The sequence below is a fragment of the Mesorhizobium sp. WSM4829 genome (assembly GCF_055811475.1).
In genome coordinates this window covers 19,720-38,595 of sequence record NZ_JBVVQJ010000020.1, presented here as the reverse complement: position 1 = coordinate 38,595, position 18,876 = coordinate 19,720, and the positions used below count along the sequence as shown (strand labels likewise).

Here is an 18,876-nt window from a genome sequence, read left to right as displayed (position 1 = left end):
AAGTGGAAGCCGGTTTCCGGAAAAGATCATGCTCAGGGGACGAGAGCAATGCGGCTGAAGATCACTCACCGGACCGAATACCGCTACGATGCGCCGGTGCACTATCTGTTGCAGCGGCTGCGGCTGCTTCCAGTCAGCGGACCGATACAGACCGTCTTGTCCTGGGCGCTGAAGATCGAAGGGGCGCGCGAAGAGGTGCGCTTCACCGACCATTTCGGCAACGACACGCGGCTTTTGAGCGTCGAGGGTGAGCGCGATTTCATCACCGTCGAGGCATCGGGCGAGGTGGTGACACGCGACACATCAGGCGTCAGCGGGCCGCATCAGGGCTTCGCGCCGCTGTGGCTGTTTGGCCAGGAAACGCCGTTGACCACGATCGGCGGCGGTATTCGCGAACTCGCGGCCTCGGTCGGCGAGGGGGCCGATATCGAAAGGCTGCACCGGCTGATGGCGGTGATCGGCGAGCGCGTCGCCTATACGATGGGCACCACCAACGCGGCGACCCCGGCCGAGGACGCGCTGGCGCTCAAGACCGGCGTCTGCCAGGACCACAGCCACATCTTTGCCGCCGCCGCGCGGGCCATGGGGTTTCCGGCCCGCTACGTCAGCGGCTATTTGATGATGGATGCGGCGGTCGAGCAGGCGGCGAGCCATGCCTGGGCCGAAGCGCATGTTGCGGGCCTTGGCTGGGTCGCGTTCGACGTCGCCAACGGCATTTCGCCCGACGAACGCTATGTGAAGGTGGCAACCGGCCGTGATTACCGCGATGCCACGCCCGTATCAGGAATTCGGCTGGGACAAGCGGAAGAACAGCTTGCGGTGACCGTCACCGTGGAGCAGTAATCCCCGGCAAGATTGCTGCCAAAGGGATTCGATGACCTATTGCGTCGGCTTGAAGATCGATCGCGGGCTCGTGTTCATGTCGGACACGCGCACCAATGCCGGCATGGATTCGATCTCTACCTTCAAGAAGATGCACGTCTGGGAGCAGCCGGGCGAGCGCGTCATCGTGCTGATGTCGGCCGGCAATCTGGCGACGACGCAAGCTGTCGTCAGCCTGCTCGACGAACGCACCAAGGCGGTGGCCGATCGCCACGCCACGCTGCTTGAAACGCCGTCGATGTACCAGACGGTGCGGCTGGTCGGCGACACCGTCAAGGAAGTCATCGCCAGTTCGTCGCCGGCGGGCGAAAAGGCCGATTCCTACTTCAATGCCTCTTTCATCCTCGGCGGCCAGATCAAGGGCAGCGCGCCGCGGCTGTTCATGATCTATCCGGAAGGCAATTTCATCGAATCGACCGACGACACGCCGTTCTTCCAGATCGGCGAGACCAAATATGGCAAGCCGATCATCATCCGCGCCTATGAGAAGGCGATGAGTTTCGCCGAGACGGTGAAACTGCTGCTGGTGTCGTTCGACTCGACGCTGAAATCGAACCTGTCGGTCGGTCTGCCGCTCGACCTGCTGTTCTACGAAAAGGACGCCTTCAAGGTCAGCCTGAAGAAGCGGATCGCCCAGGACGACCAATATTATCGGACGATCTCGGACGGCTGGTCGAATGCACTGAAGGCTGCTTTTGCGAGCCTGCCTGACTTTCCCGAGTGAAAGCCTCCGTTGTTCGTGCTCTTTGATCGCTGGGCTCGATTTGACGGAGAGCAAGATGAATAGCAACGAATTCCGGGAATGGTCGCTGCGCGCGGCCGAATGGGGTGCCGACTACAGGAGCACACTTCGCGAAAGGCCGGTGCGGCCGCTCGTCGAGCCGGGCGAAATCTCAGAAGCATCGACGTCTCGCCACCGGAACATGGCGAAACGATGCAGGCAATCTTCGCCGACTTCGAGCGCAAAATCCTGCCCGGCATGACGCATTGGCAGCATCCGCGCTTCTTCGCCTATTTCCCGGCCAATGCCGCACCGGTCTCGGTGGTGGCCGAATATCTGGTCTCGGTTATGGCCGCGCAATGCATGCTCTGGCAAACTTCGCCGGCAGCGACCGAACTCGAGACGCGCGTCGTCGACTGGATGCGTCAGGCGCTTGGCCTGCCGGAAGGGTTTTCCGGCGTCATGCAGGATTCGGCATCGTCGGCGACGCTCGCCGCCGTGCTGACCATGCGCGAGCGCGCGCTCGACTGGCAGGGCAACAAGAAGGGCCTGCAAGGCCAGCCGATATTGCGCGTCTATTCTTCCGATCAGGTCCACACCTCCATCGACCGGGCGATCTGGGTGTCGGGCGTCGGCGAGGACAATCTCGTGCGCATTCCGGTTGCCGGCCGCTTCCGCGCCATGGATGTCGCAGCTCTCGAAGCGGCTGTCGTCGCCGACCGGCAAGCGGGCATGCTGCCGGCCGGCATCATCGCCTGCGTCGGCGGCACCAGCACCGGCGGCACCGATGATATCACCGGCGTCGCCGCGGTGGCGAAACGGCACGGCCTCTATCTGCATGTCGATGCCGCCTGGGCCGGATCGGCGATGATATGTCCGGAATACCGGCATTTCTGGGCGGGCGTGGAGCAGGCGGATTCCATCGTCTTCAACCCGCACAAATGGCTGGGCGCGCAGTTCGACTGCTCGATGCAGTTCATCCGCCGGCCGGAAGACCTGGTGCGGACGCTGGCCATAAAGCCGGATTACCTGGAGACGCATGGGCGCGACGGCATCATCAACTATTCCGAATGGTCGGTGCCGCTCGGGCGGCGCTTTCGCGCGCTGAAACTCTGGTTCCTGCTGCGCGCCCACGGGCTGGAAAACCTGCGGACCATGATCCGCAACCATGTCGCCTGGAGCGAAGGGCTGGCCGAGCGGCTGGCCAGGGAACCGGATTTCGAGATCGTCTCGGAGCCGATGCTGTCGCTGTTCTCGTTCCGGCATTTGGCGGCCGGCACCGATTCGGACGAACACAACCTGCGGCTGGTCAACGCGATCAACGACGATGGCCGCATCTACCTGACGCAGACACGGGTGGACGGGCAGGTCGCGATCCGCTTTCAGGTCGGTCAGTTCGAGACGACGGCGGCGGATGTCGACACCGCATTCGGGGTCATCACCGAAATCGCCCGCCGGCTGGCCTGAAAATTGGTCGGCAAAGTTGCGTCGAGGTTTGTTTTTGGACGTATGCAAATTTCGTTAGCCGCCCCATGCCTTTTCACCGCTTTCGTTTTTCGCTATAGACAAGGAAAACGAAAACGGGAGGTCACCTATGTATCTGTCGCCGCGTCATTCCGAGATCATCCAGATGGCCAAGGACAATGGCCGCGTGCTGGTCGAGGATCTGGCAACGCATTTCAACGTGACGCCGCAGACCATCCGCAAGGACCTCAACGATCTGTGCGACCAGCGCCTGCTTTCCCGTATCCATGGCGGGGCGCTGTTCCCGTCCGGCATCGAGAACATGGAATACGAGGCGAGGCGCAAGATCGCAGCCGACGAGAAGGAGGCGATCGGCCGCGCCGCAGCCAGGCTGATCCCGGACAACGCCTCGCTGTTCATCAATATCGGCACCACGACGGAGTCGGTCAGCAAGGCGCTTCTCGATCATGCCGGCCTGATGGTCATCACCAACAATATCAATGTTGCCAACAGGATGCGCATATATCCTTCCATCGAAGTTGTTATTGCCGGCGGCGTCGTGCGTGGTTCCGACGGCGGTGTGGTCGGCGAGGCGGCGGTCGATTTCATCAGGCAGTTCAAAGTCGACTACGCGGTGATCGGCGCCTCGGCGATCGACCATGACGGTGCGTTGCTCGATTTCGATTTTCGCGAGGTGAAGGTGGCGCAGGCGATCATCGCTAATGCCCGGCATGTCATCCTCGTTTCCGACCAGACCAAATTCGAGCGGACGGCGCCGGTTCGCATCGGCCACCTGTCGCAGGTCAACACTTTCATCACCGACCGCTGCGACATCCCGTCGGTGCGCAAGATCTGCCAGGAAGCAGAGGTTCAACTGATCGAAACCTCGCTCTCCTAGGGGCCGTTGATGGTGCCGTTGCGGTAACTCCCGCTGTTTATATTTCGTTTGACATTCGTTCCTATTTCGAAATAATCCCGACACGGTTTCGTAAAAACCTAAAAATGCTGCAATGCGAAATCCGGGAGGACTTTTTGTGAGCGCATCCCCGATCCATGACATCTTCGTCATCGGTGGCGGTATCAACGGCTGCGGCATTGCCCGCGATGCGGTTGGGCGCGGCTTCTCGGTGTTCCTTGCCGAGATGAACGATCTGGCCAGCGGCACGTCCTCGGGCTCGACCAAGCTGATCCATGGCGGCTTGCGCTATCTGGAGTTCTATGAGTTCCGCCTGGTGCGCGAGGCGCTGATGGAGCGCGAGATCCTCTGGAAGAACGCGCCGCACATCATCTGGCCGATGCGCTTCGTGCTGCCCTATGCCAAGGGCCTGCGCCCGGCCTGGCTGATCAGGCTCGGCCTTTTCCTCTACGACCACATTGGCGGGCGCAAATTGCTGCCGGCGACCAAGACGCTGGACATGGCAAACGACCCAGCCGGCAAGCCGTTGAAGCCATTGTTTCGCAAGGCCTTCGAATATTCCGACGGCTGGGTCAACGATGCGCGGCTGGTGGCGTTGAACGCCCGCGACGCCGCCGATCGCGGCGCAACGATACGAACCCGCACGAAAGTCGTCGGCGCACGCCGTGAAGGCGAGTTCTGGACGGTCAGGCTGCAAAACACGCAGACCGGCGACAGCGAGGAGGTCAAGGCGCGGCTTTTGGTCAACGCCGCCGGCCCATGGGTCGACCACGTGCTGTCGGCTACGGTCGGGTTGAACGACGTGCACAATGTCCGGCTGGTACAGGGCAGCCATATCGTCATCAGCAAGAAATTCGACGATCCGCGCGCCTATTTCTTTCAGAACAAGGATGGCCGCATCATCTTTGCCATCCCCTACGAGGAAGAGTTCACGCTGATCGGCACCACCGACCAGGACTTTTCCGGCGACCCGCGCGACGTGAAGATCAGCGATGCCGAGATCGATTACCTCTGTGCTGCGGCGAGCGAATATTTCGCGCAACCGGTCAAGCGTTCGGACATCGTCTGGACCTATTCCGCCGTGCGCCCGCTTTATGACGACGGCGCCTCGAAGGCGCAGGAAGCGACCCGCGATTATGTGCTGAAGACCGACGGCGGCGAAGGCACGGCGCCGATCGTCAACACCTTCGGCGGCAAGATCACCACCTATCGCCGGCTGTCGGAATCGATGCTCGAGAAAATCGAGGGTTTTCTCGGCAAGCGCGGCAAGCCGTGGACGGCAAACGCGCCGCTGCCGGGCGGCGATTTCCCGGCGCGCGGCTTCGACGCCGAAGTGGCGAAACTGAAAACGGCCTATCCGTTCCTCGATGCGCGTCTGGCGCGCCGCCTGACCCGGCTTTACGGGACTCGCGCAAGGATGCTGCTGGGCCTCGCCAGGTCGAATGCCGACCTTGGCCGCAACTTTGGCGCCGATCTCTACGAGGCCGAGGTACGCTACCTCGTTCAAAATGAATGGGCGATGACGGCCGAAGATGTATTGTGGCGCAGGACCAAGCGCGGCCTGCAACTGAGCCGCGAGCAGGCGGCAGCGCTCGACGAATTCATGCGCGGGATAAGCCGGCGCCATGTCGCGGCTGCCGAATAGTCATGCAGAAAGCCTGGGAGGAGGCATCATGCTGGAACTGAGAAACGTGTCGAAGACGGTCGGCGCGGCGGAGCACATACGCGACGTGTCGCTGACGCTTCAGCATGGCTCGCTCAACGTCCTGCTCGGGCCGACGCTTTCCGGCAAGACCAGCCTGATGCGGCTGATGGCCGGCCTTGACGTGCCGACATCCGGCTCGGTCTGGTTCGATGGCAAGGATGTCACCGGCATCCCGGTGCAGAAGCGCAACGTCGCCATGGTCTACCAGCAGTTCATCAACTATCCGGCGATGACCGTTTACGAGAATATCGCCTCGCCGCTGAGGGTGGCCGGTGCCGAGCGGGCAAAGATCGACAAGGAGGTGCGCGATGCCGCAGCCCTTCTCAAGCTGACGCCCTTTCTCGACCGCACGCCGCTCAGCCTCTCCGGCGGCCAGCAGCAGCGCACCGCGCTGGCGCGCGCCATCGTCAAGAACGCCAGCCTCGTGCTGCTCGACGAGCCGCTCGCCAACCTCGACTACAAGCTGCGCGAGGAGTTGCGCGCGGAATTGCCGAAGATTTTTGCGGCAACCGGCACCATCTTCGTCTACGCCACGACCGAGCCGCACGAAGCCTTGCTGCTCGGCGGCAACACGGCGACGCTTTCCGAAGGCCGCATCACCCAGTTCGGCCCGACGATCGACGTCTTCCGCAGGCCGAACGACCTCGTCACGGCCAGGACGTTCGCCGATCCGCCGCTCAACACGATCGTGCTGAAGAAGAGCGGTTCGAGCTTCCTTCTTGAAGGTGGGGTGAGCCTCCCGGTGCCGGCTGAACTCGTCGGTATTGCCGATACGAGTTACACGATCGGCTTCCAGCCCCACCATCTCTCCCTTGCCCGGCCGAGCCCGTCGGCGGTGGCGGTGAGAGCCAAGGTCTCGGTCACCGAGATCACCGGGTCTGAAAGTTTCGTGCATCTCGATTTCGCCGATGTCCGCTGGGTCATGCTTGAGCACGGCATCCTGGTGTTCGAGCCGGACCAGACCATCGAGGTGTTCATCGACCCGCGGCACATCATGGTGTTCGACGCGAACGGCCGCTCGGCCGCGCCGCCACAGAAGCTGGCGGCTTGAGGAGGAGGGCACATGGCGCGCATCGACTGCAATCACATCCGCCACGCCTACGGACCGCATCCGAAGTCGGACAAGGACTATGCGCTGAAGGAGGTGCATCACGCCTTCGAGGACGGCGGCGCCTATGCGCTGCTGGGGCCGTCGGGCTGCGGCAAGACCACGCTGCTCAACATCATTTCCGGCCTGTTGTATCCGTCGCACGGCGAGCTTCTGTTCGACGGCAAGGACGTCACCAATCTGTCGACGCAGGAGCGCAACATAGCTCAGGTGTTCCAGTTCCCGGTCATCTACGACACCATGACCGTCTACGACAATCTGGCCTTCCCGCTGCGCAACCGCGGCGTTGCGGAACCCGACGTCGACCGCAAGGTGCGTGAAACCCTTGACATGACCGGTCTGGCCGACATGGCCAAGCGAAAGGCGAGGGGGCTGACCGCCGACCAGAAGCAGAAGATCTCGCTCGGACGCGGGCTGGTGCGCTCCGATGTCAACGCGATCCTGTTCGACGAGCCGCTGACCGTCATCGACCCGCATATGAAGTGGGTGCTGCGCTCGCAGTTGAAGCAGTTGCACAGGCGCTTCGGTTTCACCATGGTCTATGTCACGCACGACCAGACCGAGGCGCTCACCTTCGCCGAGAACGTCGTCGTCATGTATGAGGGCGAGATCGTTCAGATCGGCTCGCCAGCCGAACTGTTCGAGCGCCCCAAGCATACATTCGTCGGCTATTTCATCGGCTCGCCGGGCATGAACGTCATGCCGGTCGCGGTCGAAGGCAGGAGCGCGCGGCTCGGCAGCCAGACGATCGAATTGCCGGGCGCGCCCAAGGCCGGGATCACCGGTGCGATCGAACTCGGCATCCGCCCCGAATATGTCAGGCTTGGCGCCAGCGGCATGCCGGTTTCAATCCGCAAGGTCGAGGATATCGGCCGCCACAAGGTGGTGCGCGCCAGTTTCGAAGGCCGCGACATCGCGGCGATCATCGGCGAGGACGAGGACATTCCCGCCGATCCGAAGATCGCTTTCGACCCGGCCGGCATCAACATCTATGCCAATTCCTGGCGCGTCGAGATGGGAGGCTGAGCATGGGAAGGACCTGGAACAACAAGGCTTGGTTCATGGTGCTGCCGGTGCTGTTGCTGGTGGCTTTCTCGGCGATCATCCCGCTGATGACGGTCGTGAATTATTCGGTGCAGGACACTTTCGGCAACAACGTCTTCTTCTGGGCGGGCTCGGAATGGTTCGAGGAAATCCTGCATTCCGACCGGTTTTGGGAAGCGATGGGCCGCAACCTGATCTTCTCGGCCATCATCCTGGTCATCGAGATTCCGCTCGGCATCTTCATTGCGCTCAACATGCCGAAGAAGGGCTGGGGCGTTCCGGTCTGCCTGGTGCTGATGGCGCTGCCGCTGCTCATCCCGTGGAACGTCGTCGGCACGATCTGGCAGGTGTTCGGCCGCGTCGACATCGGCCTGCTCGGATATACGCTGCGCGCGCTCGGCTTCGACTACAACTATGTCAACGACCCGTTCGACGCCTGGATCACCGTCATTGTCATGGACGTCTGGCACTGGACGAGCCTCGTCGTCCTGCTCTGCTACGCAGGATTGGTCTCGATCCCCGACGCCTATTACCAGGCGGCCAAGATCGACGGGGCGTCGCGCTGGGCGATCTTCCGCTACATCCAGCTGCCGAAGATGAACCGCGTGCTGCTGATCGCGGTTCTGCTGCGCTTCATGGACAGTTTCATGATCTACACGGAACCGTTCGTCGTGACCGGCGGCGGGCCCGGCAACACCACCACTTTCCTGTCGATCGATCTGGTGAAGCTGGCCATAGGCGAGTTCAACCTCGGTGAGGCGGCGGCCATGTCGATCATCTATTTCCTGATTGTCATGCTTCTGTCCTGGGTGTTCTACACCGTCATGACAGCCTACGATGCGGAGCGGTGAGATGGCACGCCTCGAGGAAACTACGACCAACGAACGAACGCTGATGCGGCAGACTCCCGCTACAGCGGAAGCGCAGACGGCGAACGCCGCGCTGGCCCGCAAAATGCGGCGGCGCGGCGAGGAGTCACGGTTCTGGTGGCTGGTGCCGACGATCTACATCATCTTCCTGATGCTGCCGATCTACTGGCTGGTCAATATGAGCTTCAAGACCAACCAGGAGATCCTCGGCGCCTTCTCGCTTTGGCCGAGAAACCCGACGCTTGCCAATTACGCGGTCATTTTCAATGATCCGTCGTGGTACAGGGGCTACATCAACTCGATCATCTATGTGGTTATGAACACGGTGATTTCCGTCGCCGTGGCGCTACCGGCAGCCTATGCCTTCTCGCGCTACCGCTTCCTCGGTGACAAGCATCTGTTCTTCTGGCTGCTGACCAACCGCATGGCGCCGCCGGCGGTGTTCGCGCTGCCGTTCTTCCAGCTCTATTCGGCTTTCGGCCTGATCGACACGCACATCGCGGTGGCGCTGGCGCACTGCCTGTTCAACGTGCCGCTGGCGGTCTGGATACTTGAAGGCTTCATGTCGGGCGTGCCGAAGGAAATCGACGAGACTGCCTATATCGACGGCTATTCCTTCCCGCGCTTCTTCCTCAGGATATTCATGCCGCTGATCGCGAGCGGCGTTGGCGTGGCGGCCTTCTTCTGCTTCATGTTCTCGTGGGTGGAACTGCTGATCGCGCGGACGCTGACCACGACCGCGGCAAAACCGATCGCCGCCATCATGACGCGCACGGTCTCGGCCTCGGGCCTCGACTGGGGCGTGCTGGCTGCAGCCGGCGTGCTCACCATCCTTCCGGGCGCGCTCGTTATCTGGTTCGTGCGAAATTATATCGCCAAGGGCTTTGCCCTGGGGAGGGTATGATCATGAGCTTCACCTGGATGGCCTGGACCTGGCCGACCGCCGCCTTCTTCGGCACCATCTTCCTGCTGCTCTGCGGCATGGCTGTCTGGGAATACGCCTCGCCGGGCGGCAATCCGCGCATCGGCGTCTTACGCTTCGAGACGACGCGCGGCGACCGTCTCTTCCTATCGCTGCTTGGCAGCGCCTTTATCCATCTCGCTTGGTTGGGTCTTGTCGGACCCAACCTGTGGTGGGCTCTCGCTCTCTCCGTGGTCTACGCCATCGGCGTGTTCCGCTACGTATAGAGGGGGAAACTGTTGGAGCATGCCAGGGGGCTGCTCCAGATAGCACTTGGAACTGAACAGTGGAGGAAACACATGCGAAGGCAATTTCTGACGTCAACGACTGCTCTGGTCCTGCTCCTAGGAGCCGGCCAGGCCTATGCTGGAATGGACGAAGCCAAGGCGTTTCTCGACGCCGAGATCAAGGACATGTCGACGCTCGATCGTGCTGCCCAGGAAGCAGAGATGCAATGGTTCATCGATGCCGCGAAACCTTTCGCCGGCATGGACATCAAGGTCGTCTCGGAAACCATCGCGACGCACTCTTATGAATCGGCGACGCTGGCCAAGGCGTTCACCGACATCACCGGCATCAAGATCACCCATGATCTGATCGGCGAAGGCGATGTCGTCGAGAAGCTGCAGACGCAGATGCAGTCGGGCGAAAACATCTACGACGCCTATGTCAACGACTCCGACCTGATCGGCACCCATTGGCGCTACCAGCAGGCACGCAGCCTGACCGACTGGATGGCCAACGAGGGCAAGGACGTCACCAACCCGAACCTCGACCTCGCTGACTTCATCGGCACCAAGTTCACGACGGCTCCAGACGGCGACCTTTACCAGCTGCCCGACCAGCAGTTCGCCAACCTCTACTGGTTCCGCTACGACTGGTTCAACGACGAGAAGAACAAGGCGGACTTCAAGGCGAAGTACGGCTACGACCTCGGCGTTCCCGTCAACTGGTCGGCCTATGAGGACATCGCCGAATTCTTCACCGGCCGCGAGATCGATGGCAAGAAGGTCTACGGCCATATGGACTACGGCAAGAAGGACCCGTCGCTCGGCTGGCGCTTCACCGATGCCTGGCTTTCGATGGCCGGCAATGGTGACAAGGGGCTGCCGAATGGTCTTCCGGTTGACGAATGGGGCATCAAGGTCGACGAGAAGTCGCGGCCCGTCGGTTCCTGCGTGGCTCGCGGCGGTGACACCAACGGTCCGGCGTCGGTCTATGCCATCCAGAAGTATCTCGACTGGATGAAGGCTTACGCTCCGGCCGCTGCCCAGGGCATGACCTTCTCGGAATCAGGACCAGTTCCGGCGCAGGGCGAAATTGCCCAGCAGATGTTCATGTACACGGCCTTCACCGCCAACATGGTGGAGGACGGCCTTCCCGTCGTGAACGAGGACGGTACGCCGAAATGGCGCTTCGCTCCGTCGCCGCATGGCGTGTACTGGAAGGACGGCATGAAGCTCGGCTACCAGGACGTGGGTTCCTGGACGCTGCTCAAGTCGACGCCTGACGACCGCGCCAAGGCAGCTTGGCTTTACGCGCAGTTCGTCACCTCGAAGACAGTCGACGTTAAGAAAGCCCATGTCGGCCTGACGCTGATCCGCGAGAGCACGATCCAGCACAAGAGCTTCACGGACCGCGCCCCGAAGCTCGGCGGCCTGATCGAGTTCTACCGCTCGCCGGCCCGCGTCCAGTGGTCGCCGACGGGTACGAACGTCCCTGACTATCCGAAGCTGGCACAGCTTTGGTGGCAGGCGATCGGCGATGCCTCGTCGGGTGCCAAAACTCCGCAGGAGGCGATGGACTCGCTCTGTGCCGAGCAGGAAGAGGTGCTTGAGCGCCTCGAGCGCGCCGGCGTGCAGGGCGACATCGGACCGAAACTCGCCGAGGAAAAGACCCTGGAGGAATGGAACGCCGATGCCGTCGCCAAGGGCAATCTCGCGCCGCAGCTGAAGATCGAGCCGGAGAAGGACAAGCCGCAGACCATCAACTACGACGAGCTGGTCAAGAGCTGGAGCAACTGAGCATCGGTCCGGGCGTTCGCGCCCGCATCGCAACAATCGGGGGAGGCGGCAAATTGCCGTCTCCCCTGTTTGCGCCGAGGGAGTGGTGCCGAGGGAGTGAGAATGACTGGCTTTATCCTAGCAATCGACCAGGGAACGACATCGAGCCGGGCGATCCTGTTCGACGGTGACATGAAGGTCGTAGGCAGCGGGCAGAAGGAATTTACCCAGCATTATCCGGCCTCCGGCTGGGTAGAGCATGATCCGGAGGAAATCTGGTCGAGTGTCGTTGCGACGGCGAAGGCTGCGCTGAAGAGCGCCGGCCGCGATGCATCGGATGTCGCGGCCATCGGCATCACCAACCAGCGCGAGACCGTCGTCATCTGGGACAGGGCGACCGGCAGGCCAATCCACAACGCGATCGTCTGGCAGGACCGCCGCACCGCGCCGCTGTGCCAGAAATTGAAGAAGCAGGGGCTGGAGAAGAAGTTCACCAGAAAGACCGGCCTGCTGCTCGATCCCTATTTCTCCGGCACCAAGATCGCCTGGATGCTGGACAAGGTGAAGGGCGCCAGAAAACGCGCCGAGAACGGCGAATTGCTGGCCGGCACCGTCGACAGCTTTCTGATCTGGCGGCTGACCGGCGGCAAGGTTCACGCCACCGATGCCACCAACGCCTCGCGCACGCTGGTCTACAACATCGAAATGAATGCCTGGGACGACGAGCTCCTGGCCATTCTCGGTATACCGGGAAAGATGCTGCCGCAGGTGAAGGATTGCGCCGACGACTATGGAATCACGGAGAAAAGCCTGTTCGGCGCAGAGATAAGGATCCTCGGTGTAGCCGGCGACCAGCACGCGGCGACCATCGGCCAGGCCTGTTTCGAGCCGGGCATGATGAAATCGACCTATGGCACCGGCTGCTTCGCGCTGCTCAACACCGGCAGCGATCTGGTGCGCTCGAAGAACCGTCTGCTGACGACCATTGCCTACAGGCTGAACGGCAAGACCACCTATGCGCTGGAAGGGTCGATCTTCATCGCCGGTGCTGCCGTGCAATGGCTGCGCGACGGCATCAAGGTGATCGGCAAGGCCGAGCAGAGCGGCGTGCTGGCGGAGAGCGCCGACCCGACCCAACAAGTCTACCTGGTGCCGGCTTTCGTTGGGCTTGGCGCGCCGCACTGGGACGCCGAGGCGCGCGGCGCCATCTTCGGGCTGACCCGCAATTCGGGCCCGGCGGAATTTGCCCGTGCCGCACTCGAGTCCGTCGCGTTCCAGACGCGCGACCTGCTCGACGCGATGCGCAGGGACTGGAAGAGCGCGTCAGCGAAGACCGTTCTCAGGGTCGATGGCGGCATGGTGGCGTCGGACTGGACGATGCAGCGGCTTGCCGACATCCTCGATGCACCGGTCGACCGCCCGACCATCCTGGAGACGACGGCGCTCGGCGCGGCATGGCTGGCCGGCTCCAAGGCCGGCGTCTGGCCGAAGACAAGGGAATTCGCCAGGAGCTGGGCGCTGGAGCGACGGTTTCGACCGGACATGGATGCATCGGTTCGTTCCGCAAAGCTGGCGGGTTGGCGCCATGCTGTGCGACGGACACTGAGCACGCTGTAGATTCGCGCTCCGAAAAGAAAAGCCTGCGCCGTTGCCGGCGCAGGCTCTTCAACAAGCTTTATTCAACTCTGCCCCTGGCTTATCAATAGGGCGAGATGCACTGCCGGCGGGGGCCGTAGTAAGGCTTAAACGTGTTGTCGTAGGCCCGGTAAGATCTGTAGCGGCTGTAGCACCACTCCACGTGGGCATCGCCGCGATAGATGCGGCGGCTCTGGTTGTTGATGATCGCGCCGGTGATCAACGCGCCGGTAGCGAAGGCCGCCAGCGGGAACCAGTAGTCGTTGTAGCGACGATAGCCAGGACGATAATAGCGATAGCCGCGATAGCCGCGATAGTACCTGAAATCGTCACCGGCGAAACGACGAAAATCGCGGCGGGAAAAATCGCGGCGGGAAAAATCGCGACGGGAAAAATCGCGACGGAACTCACGGCGGAATTCGCGGCGGGAGAAATCGCGGTTGAAACCACGCCTCCACCGTCTGTGCTCAACGGTCTGGACATCCGACGAGACGTTCTGACCCAGCGGCACGTAGATGGGCTGAGCGTTGACGGGCACGATCTGCGCTACAGCGAATGACGCTGACAGCACGGTCGCCAGCAAGCCCGACATGATCCTGTTCATGGTCTTCTCCTTGAACACGTCGTCCCTTGTAGCGATAAAAACGGGGATGTTGCGCAATTGTTCCGCGAAAAATAGCAAGCTGCTGATTTGTAATAGATCTCGGCATTTGTGCGAGACAGCCACTCCGATCTTGTCGAGACGGTTTGCGAGGCGTCATGAGACCGCGAAAAGTCCGGCTCGCGAGGCCTCTTTTTCCGGTTGACCGTTCGTGACACTCTCCCTATGTTCCGCGCAATTTCGAGGGCGGCATCCTGAGCCCGCGGGAGCGCGTAGCTCAGCCGGTAGAGCAACTGACTTTTAATCAGTAGGTCCAGGGTTCGAATCCCTGCGCGCTCACCAAAAATCAAGCAAAATCAAACGGTTGTGGAAGGTCAGGCGGCATAATTCTGTGTCCGCAAATTCGTGTCCGCACTGTGTCCACAAAAAGGGCAGGGGACAGAATGAATCGTTCCTGTCACACTCGGCTGACATGAACGCGACATGGGGGCTTTATGCGTCTGATCAGATCGCTGGTGAACTGGGGCTGGCAATGGCTGCGGCTGCAACTGGCGAAGGCCAAACGGCGATAAGCCCGCCACCGTGAGGCAGCGGGCCATGTCGCAAACTTTGCGACTTGATCAGTTCGCCTTCTCGCGGATCGCCTGGAAAACAAAGGAACGGAACTCGGCGGCCAACTCGGGCGAAACGCGGAATGAGCGTCCGCCCTTGCCGTCCTCGATCCGATACACCAGGATCATATCACCATTCGCCGGATCGAACGTCGGGATGAGTAGTTCCAGGCGCTCGGCTTTCTCCAGGTAGTGGGCAACGTTGTCTTTCATGACACGGCCTCTGCTGATGAAGCGGCAGTGCCCGCGACGAAGAGCCTACCCGTGGCTCCGTCAAGAATAGTGCTTATAAGCTCTAGGTCGGCCTTGGCCTGAATGATCCTTTCGGTCACTTCCATCGCGGTTTCTGGATCTGCTGCGAACCAGGCTACAAGTTCCGCCTTGGGCTTGAACATAGTCAGCCAGGCAAGCCGAATCGTGACCAATGTCGGGTTACACCAATCAATGTTGGAAGGCGGCGTCCACTCGCCCTCCTTATGCGTCCATTCTTCGAACTGCACAGTAGCAAATTCGGTATCGGTCATTTCAGGCTTGTCGGCGTCCGCGCTTTCGAAGTGCGCTCCTGTCAGTCCAGTTGATTCGGCTTTACCTAGGGTTACTGCCGCGGCGGTCGTCGCGGCGCCGAACCCGGTGAGAATGGTGCGGCGGTTGATTGCGGGCACGCCTTCGGCGGCTGCCCGAACAGGTGTGTTCGGCATTTGGTTTTCTCCCGTGGTTTAGTTGCTTACCCTCTCACAATCTCATACAATGTCGTCAATCGTCAACTACATTGTATGAGGATCGCACACCATGGTCAGGACGGCTCCGATTTCGTTCCGCATCGAACAGGGATTGAAAAATGCTCTGGAGGAAGCGGCGAAGGATGACATGCGGTCTGTGTCATCGATGGTCGAGAAAATCCTGACCATGTATCTGCGGGACAAGGGCTACCTGCCGAAGGGCGCGGCTGAGTAGCGCGCCCCTTGCGGGGGCGAAGCTTGCGCTGCATCCTTGAGTTGTGGGAGTAATAAGAGCGTGGTATTTGACCACGCTTGAAACGACAGCGGTGGGGATCGCAAATGAGTTACAGCAGGGAAGCACCAAGCCCGAGATACTACGAACTTGCCGGTCTTTACCGGGATTACCACGTTGCAAGGCAGGACCGGTACCTTGGCCACAGCCTGCGGCCGCACGTCGCCACGATCAAAAAGCTTATTGACGAAACCGGCTCAAAGAGCGTTCTGGACTACGGTTCTGGCAAGGGCCAGCTTTACAAACAGCAAGAGCCCAGCATCCCCGGTGGATTGATCCAGTCGTATTGGGGCGTCGATGAGATCGCCTGCTATGATCCTGGTGTTGCCGAATATTCAGCCATTCCAGACCGCCAGTTCGACGGCGTGATTTCCACCGACGTTATGGAGCACATTCCGGAATCGGATGTTCCGTGGATCGTTGCTGAAATGTTTTCGCATGCGAGACGCTTCGTCTACGCCAACATCGCCAATTATCCGGCGCTGAAGAACCTGGCAAATGGCGAGAATGCCCATTGCACCCAAAAGCCAATCGGCTGGTGGAAGGCCATTTTCGACGCCGCCGCAACCCCCGGTGTGGTCTATCGCATCGAAGTGCAGTCTCGCTACCGAATACCGATCATCGGCAAGGTCATTCGGAGGGATGCGGTCGCGACGGGTTAGGCGGTGCGCCAGAACCTGACGCGGGCGTAGCGCGCGTACACGTTGACAGTGCGCATCGATCGATTTTGACCGACTGCGCTGCCCACTGAAAATGCGGACTCCTGAATGACCCGACTATCTGTTGCAGAAGAGCTCGAAGGCGCTGCCGATCGCATCGCCGATATGTCACGCGCGGATCTACAGATCATCTTGCGGCGGGCTGCATTGATGCTCAGGAACGTCTCCGGCGTGCCGCTGGAGCCGGCGACCGCGGACACACTAGATTCAATAGCGGCCGAAATGAAAATCAGCAGATCCGATCTCATTCAGATCGTGCTGCGCGAATGGCTGGAAGCCAACGCCTATTTGCCAGTTCGAACGATCGACGAGGAAAGCGAAACCGGCGGCAGCGCCTAGGGACTTCCGCGATAACGCAATTACTTGATTTGCCAAGATCGGTACTATCCAACGGCGGCGGACCCCAATCCGTCAGGCCGGCGCCGTCAAGCGTCCTTACCCCAACGCCCCCCAAGCGGCGCCGGCCACCCTCAGCCCCTTCGTTCGAAAGTTGGCTTCCAATCGCAATTGCGTGCCCGCTGCTGGCCTTCGTAGTCAGGAACGCATGTGAAGAACACCGGCCGGCGGTCGCGGCCGGCAGCCTTGCAATTTGAGCAGACAAAGAGCCCGACCAGGTCGTCATGCATCGATCCGTGGTCACGGCCAAACCTGTCAATCAGCGCCTGGATGTCGAGCTTCGTCGATTTGCAGCACATCGGGTGTCCGCAATTGACATAGATGGTTTCGCGGGCGGCCAAGGTGTCGGCGAGGGTCTTTCGAGGCATGGCGATTCTCCGTTGAAGGGGCTCGCCGCAACCGGAGGATTATAATCCTAATATTTCTGCCGTCACGGCCAAAGCCCAAGGTGGAAAAGCAGTTTTTTGTTCGGGCGACCCTCTATTATTTCATCGAACGCATCCCTTAGCAGTTCGCCATCATATCGCACTCGCAGACATGGGATCTGGTCCTTTCCCTCCCAAGGGAATTCAAGGCGCGGGATGCCTGCCATATCGTCGGCTATTTGCCTCCGCACCCACCACGCCAGGAGATCCGCCGCCTGAAGGGGCAAGACCTTTTCGTCATCTTGAAACGACGGCGGGCCACCAACGTAGTCCAGCATTCGCGGCGCTTGACTGGCGAAATATTCCCACGCCTCCGTGATGCGTGACATTGCCCCAAGCTGCGTGTCGAAAATAAACTCGGCTTCACGGGCAAGCCCGATTTGCTTGCAGTTGTTTTTGTAGTTGCGGATCAGCACAAAAAACAGAAACAGATAGGGGTTTCGCCACGGCCCTTCCTGACCAAAAATATGCCGGTAGGCATCCAACGGCATTGAGAGGATGATCGATCCCTTGACGTGTTTCGTTAGGATTTTTCGGAAGCGGGCCACGCGGGCCTTAGTTTCGTCGCCCCAGCTTTCGGCCATTTCAGTCATATGAAAAGCCTTTAAGCGCGGCTTCATATCTAGGCACTCTTGCCACTCGTCGGAAAAGTCGGCCCATGATTGAACGTCCGAGATCAGCCCGGCCATCACCATAACTGGCCCTTGGCCGTTCCCGCTCTCGTCAACAAAGCATTGCAGCATGAACAAATCCCGCGCGCGCCGCGCGCGGTGAGGCAGCCCGGACGCAAAGCTATATAACGTACTGAATATAAATCCTGGATGCTGATCCCTTGCCACTGATCTCTAACTCTCATCCCAAAAATCCTGCAGTGATGCGTGCCGAAGGTCTTCCTCGCCCCTTAGATGCTTCACGCGGGCCTTGATGCCCGGCTTGACCCACTGCGTTGCCGGCCGCTTTGGCATATCCTTGGGCGGTGGCCCGGCATGTTCCTGGACCCGCTGCCAAAGCCGTTCGCGCATCTCGCGGTTGACGCTCACGAACGCACTGCCGACATATTTCCGGGTTCCAGGCTCAGCCATCAGAGCAAACGCCGGCTTGCCCCTCTCGCGTTCAACTCCGAGAAGTTCAAACTCGCTTTCGGTGAAGGATTTTGTCTTCAGCCAATTGGTGGTCGGGCCGCTTCGATATTTGCTGTCTCGACGCTTCGATACCATCCCCTCCAGGCCGGCCGCGTCGATCAGATGATAGATCGCATCAGCCTCGCCTGGCATTGTCTCACTGAACTGGATGCGGCTGTCAGACCCAATAAGGCCGGCCAGGATTTCCCGCCGATCCTCAAGCGCCATGTCGCGCAAGTCGTGGCCATTGAGATGCAGCAGATCGAACGCGACAAAATAGAGGTCGTGCTGGCGCTTGGTGATTGCCTTGCGCAGCGCGGCAAAGTCCGACAGGCCAGCCTCATTCAGGACGACGACTTCGCCGTCGATGATGGCGTTCTGTACGCTGAGACCTTTAGCTGCCTCGACCAGATCGCGGTATTTGGATGTCCAGTCTAGGCCGCGGCGGGTGAAGATCCGCACACCGCCGGCGTCGATGATGATTTGGGAGCGGTAGCCGTCGAATTTGGCTTCATGCATCCAGTCATCGCCTTGGGGCGGCTTCGCTACCAAGGTGGGCATCATCGGTCGAATGAACTCAAGCCGGCCGACGCCGGTACTTACAATTTTACGCACTTATTCGAACCTAGGCTCATCCGATTTGATGGCTAGGAGAACGGACCATGACCATTTTACTAAATTAGC

The 18,876-nt window shown here is 60.6% G+C and carries 20 protein-coding genes, 1 tRNA gene and 1 pseudogene; 16 read left to right on the top strand and 6 right to left on the bottom strand.

Annotated elements, in window-relative coordinates; genetic code table 11:
• The first annotated feature begins 48 nt into the window (after positions 1 to 48).
• The 12 genes and pseudogenes from AC0L17_RS19555 to glpK all read left to right on the top strand — a co-directional run bounded on the left by AC0L17_RS19555 (position 49) and on the right by glpK (position 13,290).
• A complete protein-coding gene (locus AC0L17_RS19555; RefSeq protein WP_473517052.1) occupies positions 49 to 843 on the top strand; it encodes a transglutaminase family protein in 795 nt (264 codons plus the stop codon).
• Between the two features lie 31 nt (positions 844 to 874).
• Positions 875 to 1,606, top strand: a complete 732-nt coding sequence (locus tag AC0L17_RS19550) for a proteasome-type protease (protein WP_128172385.1) — start codon at positions 875 to 877, stop codon at positions 1,604 to 1,606.
• A 55-nt stretch (positions 1,607 to 1,661) separates the two neighbouring features.
• Positions 1,662 to 3,070: pseudogene (locus tag AC0L17_RS19545) on the top strand (pyridoxal phosphate-dependent decarboxylase family protein).
• Between the two features lie 127 nt (positions 3,071 to 3,197).
• Positions 3,198 to 3,965 carry a DeoR/GlpR family DNA-binding transcription regulator gene (locus AC0L17_RS19540; protein ID WP_128172387.1) on the top strand — a complete coding sequence of 256 codons (768 nt, stop codon included), beginning with the start codon at positions 3,198 to 3,200 and terminating at the stop codon, positions 3,963 to 3,965.
• 136 nt (positions 3,966 to 4,101) lie between these two features.
• Positions 4,102 to 5,628 (top strand): glycerol-3-phosphate dehydrogenase, encoded by a 1,527-nt coding sequence (gene glpD / locus AC0L17_RS19535; protein WP_473517051.1) that lies wholly within the window; start codon positions 4,102 to 4,104, stop codon positions 5,626 to 5,628.
• Positions 5,629 to 5,656: 28 nt separating this feature from the next.
• On the top strand, positions 5,657 to 6,739 hold the full coding sequence (locus AC0L17_RS19530; protein ID WP_473517050.1) for an ABC transporter ATP-binding protein: 1,083 nt from the start codon (positions 5,657 to 5,659) through the stop codon (positions 6,737 to 6,739).
• Positions 6,740 to 6,751: 12 nt separating this feature from the next.
• Positions 6,752 to 7,822, top strand: a complete 1,071-nt coding sequence (locus AC0L17_RS19525; RefSeq protein ID WP_473517049.1) for an ABC transporter ATP-binding protein — start codon at positions 6,752 to 6,754, stop codon at positions 7,820 to 7,822.
• 2 nt (positions 7,823 to 7,824) lie between these two features.
• A complete protein-coding gene (locus tag AC0L17_RS19520) occupies positions 7,825 to 8,691 on the top strand; it encodes a carbohydrate ABC transporter permease (RefSeq protein WP_473517048.1) in 867 nt (288 codons plus the stop codon).
• 43 nt (positions 8,692 to 8,734) lie between these two features.
• Positions 8,735 to 9,613, top strand: coding sequence for a carbohydrate ABC transporter permease (locus tag AC0L17_RS19515; RefSeq protein WP_473517101.1), 879 nt, complete (start codon positions 8,735 to 8,737; stop codon positions 9,611 to 9,613).
• 2 nt (positions 9,614 to 9,615) lie between these two features.
• Entirely contained in the window at positions 9,616 to 9,897 is a 282-nt protein-coding gene (locus tag AC0L17_RS19510) for a DUF2160 domain-containing protein (RefSeq protein ID WP_128183044.1), read from the top strand.
• Positions 9,898 to 9,969: 72 nt separating this feature from the next.
• Complete coding sequence (locus AC0L17_RS19505) at positions 9,970 to 11,694, top strand: ABC transporter substrate-binding protein (RefSeq protein ID WP_473517047.1); 1,725 nt, start codon at positions 9,970 to 9,972, stop codon at positions 11,692 to 11,694.
• A 102-nt stretch (positions 11,695 to 11,796) separates the two neighbouring features.
• The gene (glpK, locus tag AC0L17_RS19500) at positions 11,797 to 13,290 is read left to right on the top strand and encodes a glycerol kinase GlpK (RefSeq protein ID WP_473517046.1); all 1,494 of its coding nucleotides are present in this window, start codon (positions 11,797 to 11,799) and stop codon (positions 13,288 to 13,290) included.
• Between the two features lie 82 nt (positions 13,291 to 13,372).
• Here glpK and AC0L17_RS19495 read toward each other — a convergent pair whose 3' ends face one another.
• Entirely contained in the window at positions 13,373 to 13,912 is a 540-nt protein-coding gene (locus tag AC0L17_RS19495; RefSeq protein WP_473517045.1) for a BA14K family protein, read from the bottom strand.
• 263 nt (positions 13,913 to 14,175) lie between these two features.
• On the opposite strand from AC0L17_RS19495, the gene AC0L17_RS19490 reads away from it, so the two are divergent.
• Positions 14,176 to 14,251, top strand: a tRNA-Lys gene (locus AC0L17_RS19490).
• Positions 14,252 to 14,529: 278 nt separating this feature from the next.
• On the opposite strand, the gene AC0L17_RS19485 is transcribed toward AC0L17_RS19490, so the two are convergent.
• Together AC0L17_RS19485 and AC0L17_RS19480 are read right to left on the bottom strand one after the other, a co-directional pair.
• A complete protein-coding gene (locus AC0L17_RS19485) occupies positions 14,530 to 14,733 on the bottom strand; it encodes a hypothetical protein (protein WP_473517044.1) in 204 nt (67 codons plus the stop codon).
• Positions 14,730 to 15,218, bottom strand: a complete 489-nt coding sequence (locus AC0L17_RS19480) for a hypothetical protein (protein WP_473517043.1) — start codon at positions 15,216 to 15,218, stop codon at positions 14,730 to 14,732. The genes AC0L17_RS19485 and AC0L17_RS19480 overlap by 4 nt, the downstream gene beginning before the upstream one ends.
• A 91-nt stretch (positions 15,219 to 15,309) precedes the next feature.
• Here AC0L17_RS19480 and AC0L17_RS19475 point away from each other — a divergent pair, with 91 nt between their 5' ends.
• From AC0L17_RS19475 to AC0L17_RS19465, 3 genes are all read left to right on the top strand, one after another.
• Positions 15,310 to 15,474 (top strand): type II toxin-antitoxin system antitoxin, encoded by a 165-nt coding sequence (locus AC0L17_RS19475; protein WP_473517042.1) that lies wholly within the window; start codon positions 15,310 to 15,312, stop codon positions 15,472 to 15,474.
• Between the two features lie 104 nt (positions 15,475 to 15,578).
• Positions 15,579 to 16,193, top strand: coding sequence for a methyltransferase domain-containing protein (locus tag AC0L17_RS19470; protein ID WP_473517041.1), 615 nt, complete (start codon positions 15,579 to 15,581; stop codon positions 16,191 to 16,193).
• A 105-nt stretch (positions 16,194 to 16,298) separates the two neighbouring features.
• Complete coding sequence (locus tag AC0L17_RS19465; protein WP_473517040.1) at positions 16,299 to 16,589, top strand: ribbon-helix-helix protein, CopG family; 291 nt, start codon at positions 16,299 to 16,301, stop codon at positions 16,587 to 16,589.
• Between the two features lie 131 nt (positions 16,590 to 16,720).
• Here AC0L17_RS19465 and AC0L17_RS19460 read toward each other — a convergent pair whose 3' ends face one another.
• The 3 genes from AC0L17_RS19460 to AC0L17_RS19450 all read right to left on the bottom strand — a co-directional run bounded on the left by AC0L17_RS19460 (position 16,721) and on the right by AC0L17_RS19450 (position 18,756).
• Entirely contained in the window at positions 16,721 to 17,014 is a 294-nt protein-coding gene (locus AC0L17_RS19460; RefSeq protein ID WP_473517039.1) for a hypothetical protein, read from the bottom strand.
• A gap of 62 nt (positions 17,015 to 17,076) precedes the next feature.
• Positions 17,077 to 17,814, bottom strand: a complete 738-nt coding sequence (locus AC0L17_RS19455; protein ID WP_473517038.1) for a DUF3800 domain-containing protein — start codon at positions 17,812 to 17,814, stop codon at positions 17,077 to 17,079.
• Positions 17,815 to 17,916: 102 nt separating this feature from the next.
• On the bottom strand, positions 17,917 to 18,756 hold the full coding sequence (locus AC0L17_RS19450) for an ATP-dependent DNA ligase (protein ID WP_473517100.1): 840 nt from the start codon (positions 18,754 to 18,756) through the stop codon (positions 17,917 to 17,919).
• Positions 18,757 to 18,876: the final 120 nt, after the last annotated feature.

Bases quoted from the DNA above. Each gene is read 5' to 3' on its own strand.
- AC0L17_RS19550 (WP_128172385.1), top strand. From the start codon at position 875: ATGACCTATTGCGTCGGCTTGAAGATCGATCGCGGGCTCGTGTTCATG.
- AC0L17_RS19515 (WP_473517101.1), top strand. From the start codon at position 8,735: ATGCGGCAGACTCCCGCTACAGCGGAAGCGCAGACGGCGAACGCCGCG.
- AC0L17_RS19520 (WP_473517048.1), top strand. From the start codon at position 7,825: ATGGGAAGGACCTGGAACAACAAGGCTTGGTTCATGGTGCTGCCGGTG.
- AC0L17_RS19525 (WP_473517049.1), top strand. From the start codon at position 6,752: ATGGCGCGCATCGACTGCAATCACATCCGCCACGCCTACGGACCGCAT.
- AC0L17_RS19555 (WP_473517052.1), top strand. From the start codon at position 49: ATGCGGCTGAAGATCACTCACCGGACCGAATACCGCTACGATGCGCCG.
- AC0L17_RS19450 (WP_473517100.1), bottom strand. From the start codon at position 18,756: ATGATGCCCACCTTGGTAGCGAAGCCGCCCCAAGGCGATGACTGGATG.
- AC0L17_RS19455 (WP_473517038.1), bottom strand. From the start codon at position 17,814: ATGCTGCAATGCTTTGTTGACGAGAGCGGGAACGGCCAAGGGCCAGTT.
- AC0L17_RS19470 (WP_473517041.1), top strand. From the start codon at position 15,579: ATGAGTTACAGCAGGGAAGCACCAAGCCCGAGATACTACGAACTTGCC.
- AC0L17_RS19485 (WP_473517044.1), bottom strand. From the start codon at position 14,733: ATGAAAGACAACGTTGCCCACTACCTGGAGAAAGCCGAGCGCCTGGAA.
- AC0L17_RS19465 (WP_473517040.1), top strand. From the start codon at position 16,299: ATGACCCGACTATCTGTTGCAGAAGAGCTCGAAGGCGCTGCCGATCGC.
- AC0L17_RS19540 (WP_128172387.1), top strand. From the start codon at position 3,198: ATGTATCTGTCGCCGCGTCATTCCGAGATCATCCAGATGGCCAAGGAC.
- AC0L17_RS19505 (WP_473517047.1), top strand. From the start codon at position 9,970: ATGCGAAGGCAATTTCTGACGTCAACGACTGCTCTGGTCCTGCTCCTA.
- AC0L17_RS19495 (WP_473517045.1), bottom strand. From the start codon at position 13,912: ATGAACAGGATCATGTCGGGCTTGCTGGCGACCGTGCTGTCAGCGTCA.
- AC0L17_RS19510 (WP_128183044.1), top strand. From the start codon at position 9,616: ATGAGCTTCACCTGGATGGCCTGGACCTGGCCGACCGCCGCCTTCTTC.
- AC0L17_RS19460 (WP_473517039.1), bottom strand. From the start codon at position 17,014: ATGCCTCGAAAGACCCTCGCCGACACCTTGGCCGCCCGCGAAACCATC.
- glpK (WP_473517046.1), top strand. From the start codon at position 11,797: ATGACTGGCTTTATCCTAGCAATCGACCAGGGAACGACATCGAGCCGG.
- AC0L17_RS19475 (WP_473517042.1), top strand. From the start codon at position 15,310: ATGGTCAGGACGGCTCCGATTTCGTTCCGCATCGAACAGGGATTGAAA.
- AC0L17_RS19480 (WP_473517043.1), bottom strand. From the start codon at position 15,218: ATGCCGAACACACCTGTTCGGGCAGCCGCCGAAGGCGTGCCCGCAATC.
- AC0L17_RS19530 (WP_473517050.1), top strand. From the start codon at position 5,657: ATGCTGGAACTGAGAAACGTGTCGAAGACGGTCGGCGCGGCGGAGCAC.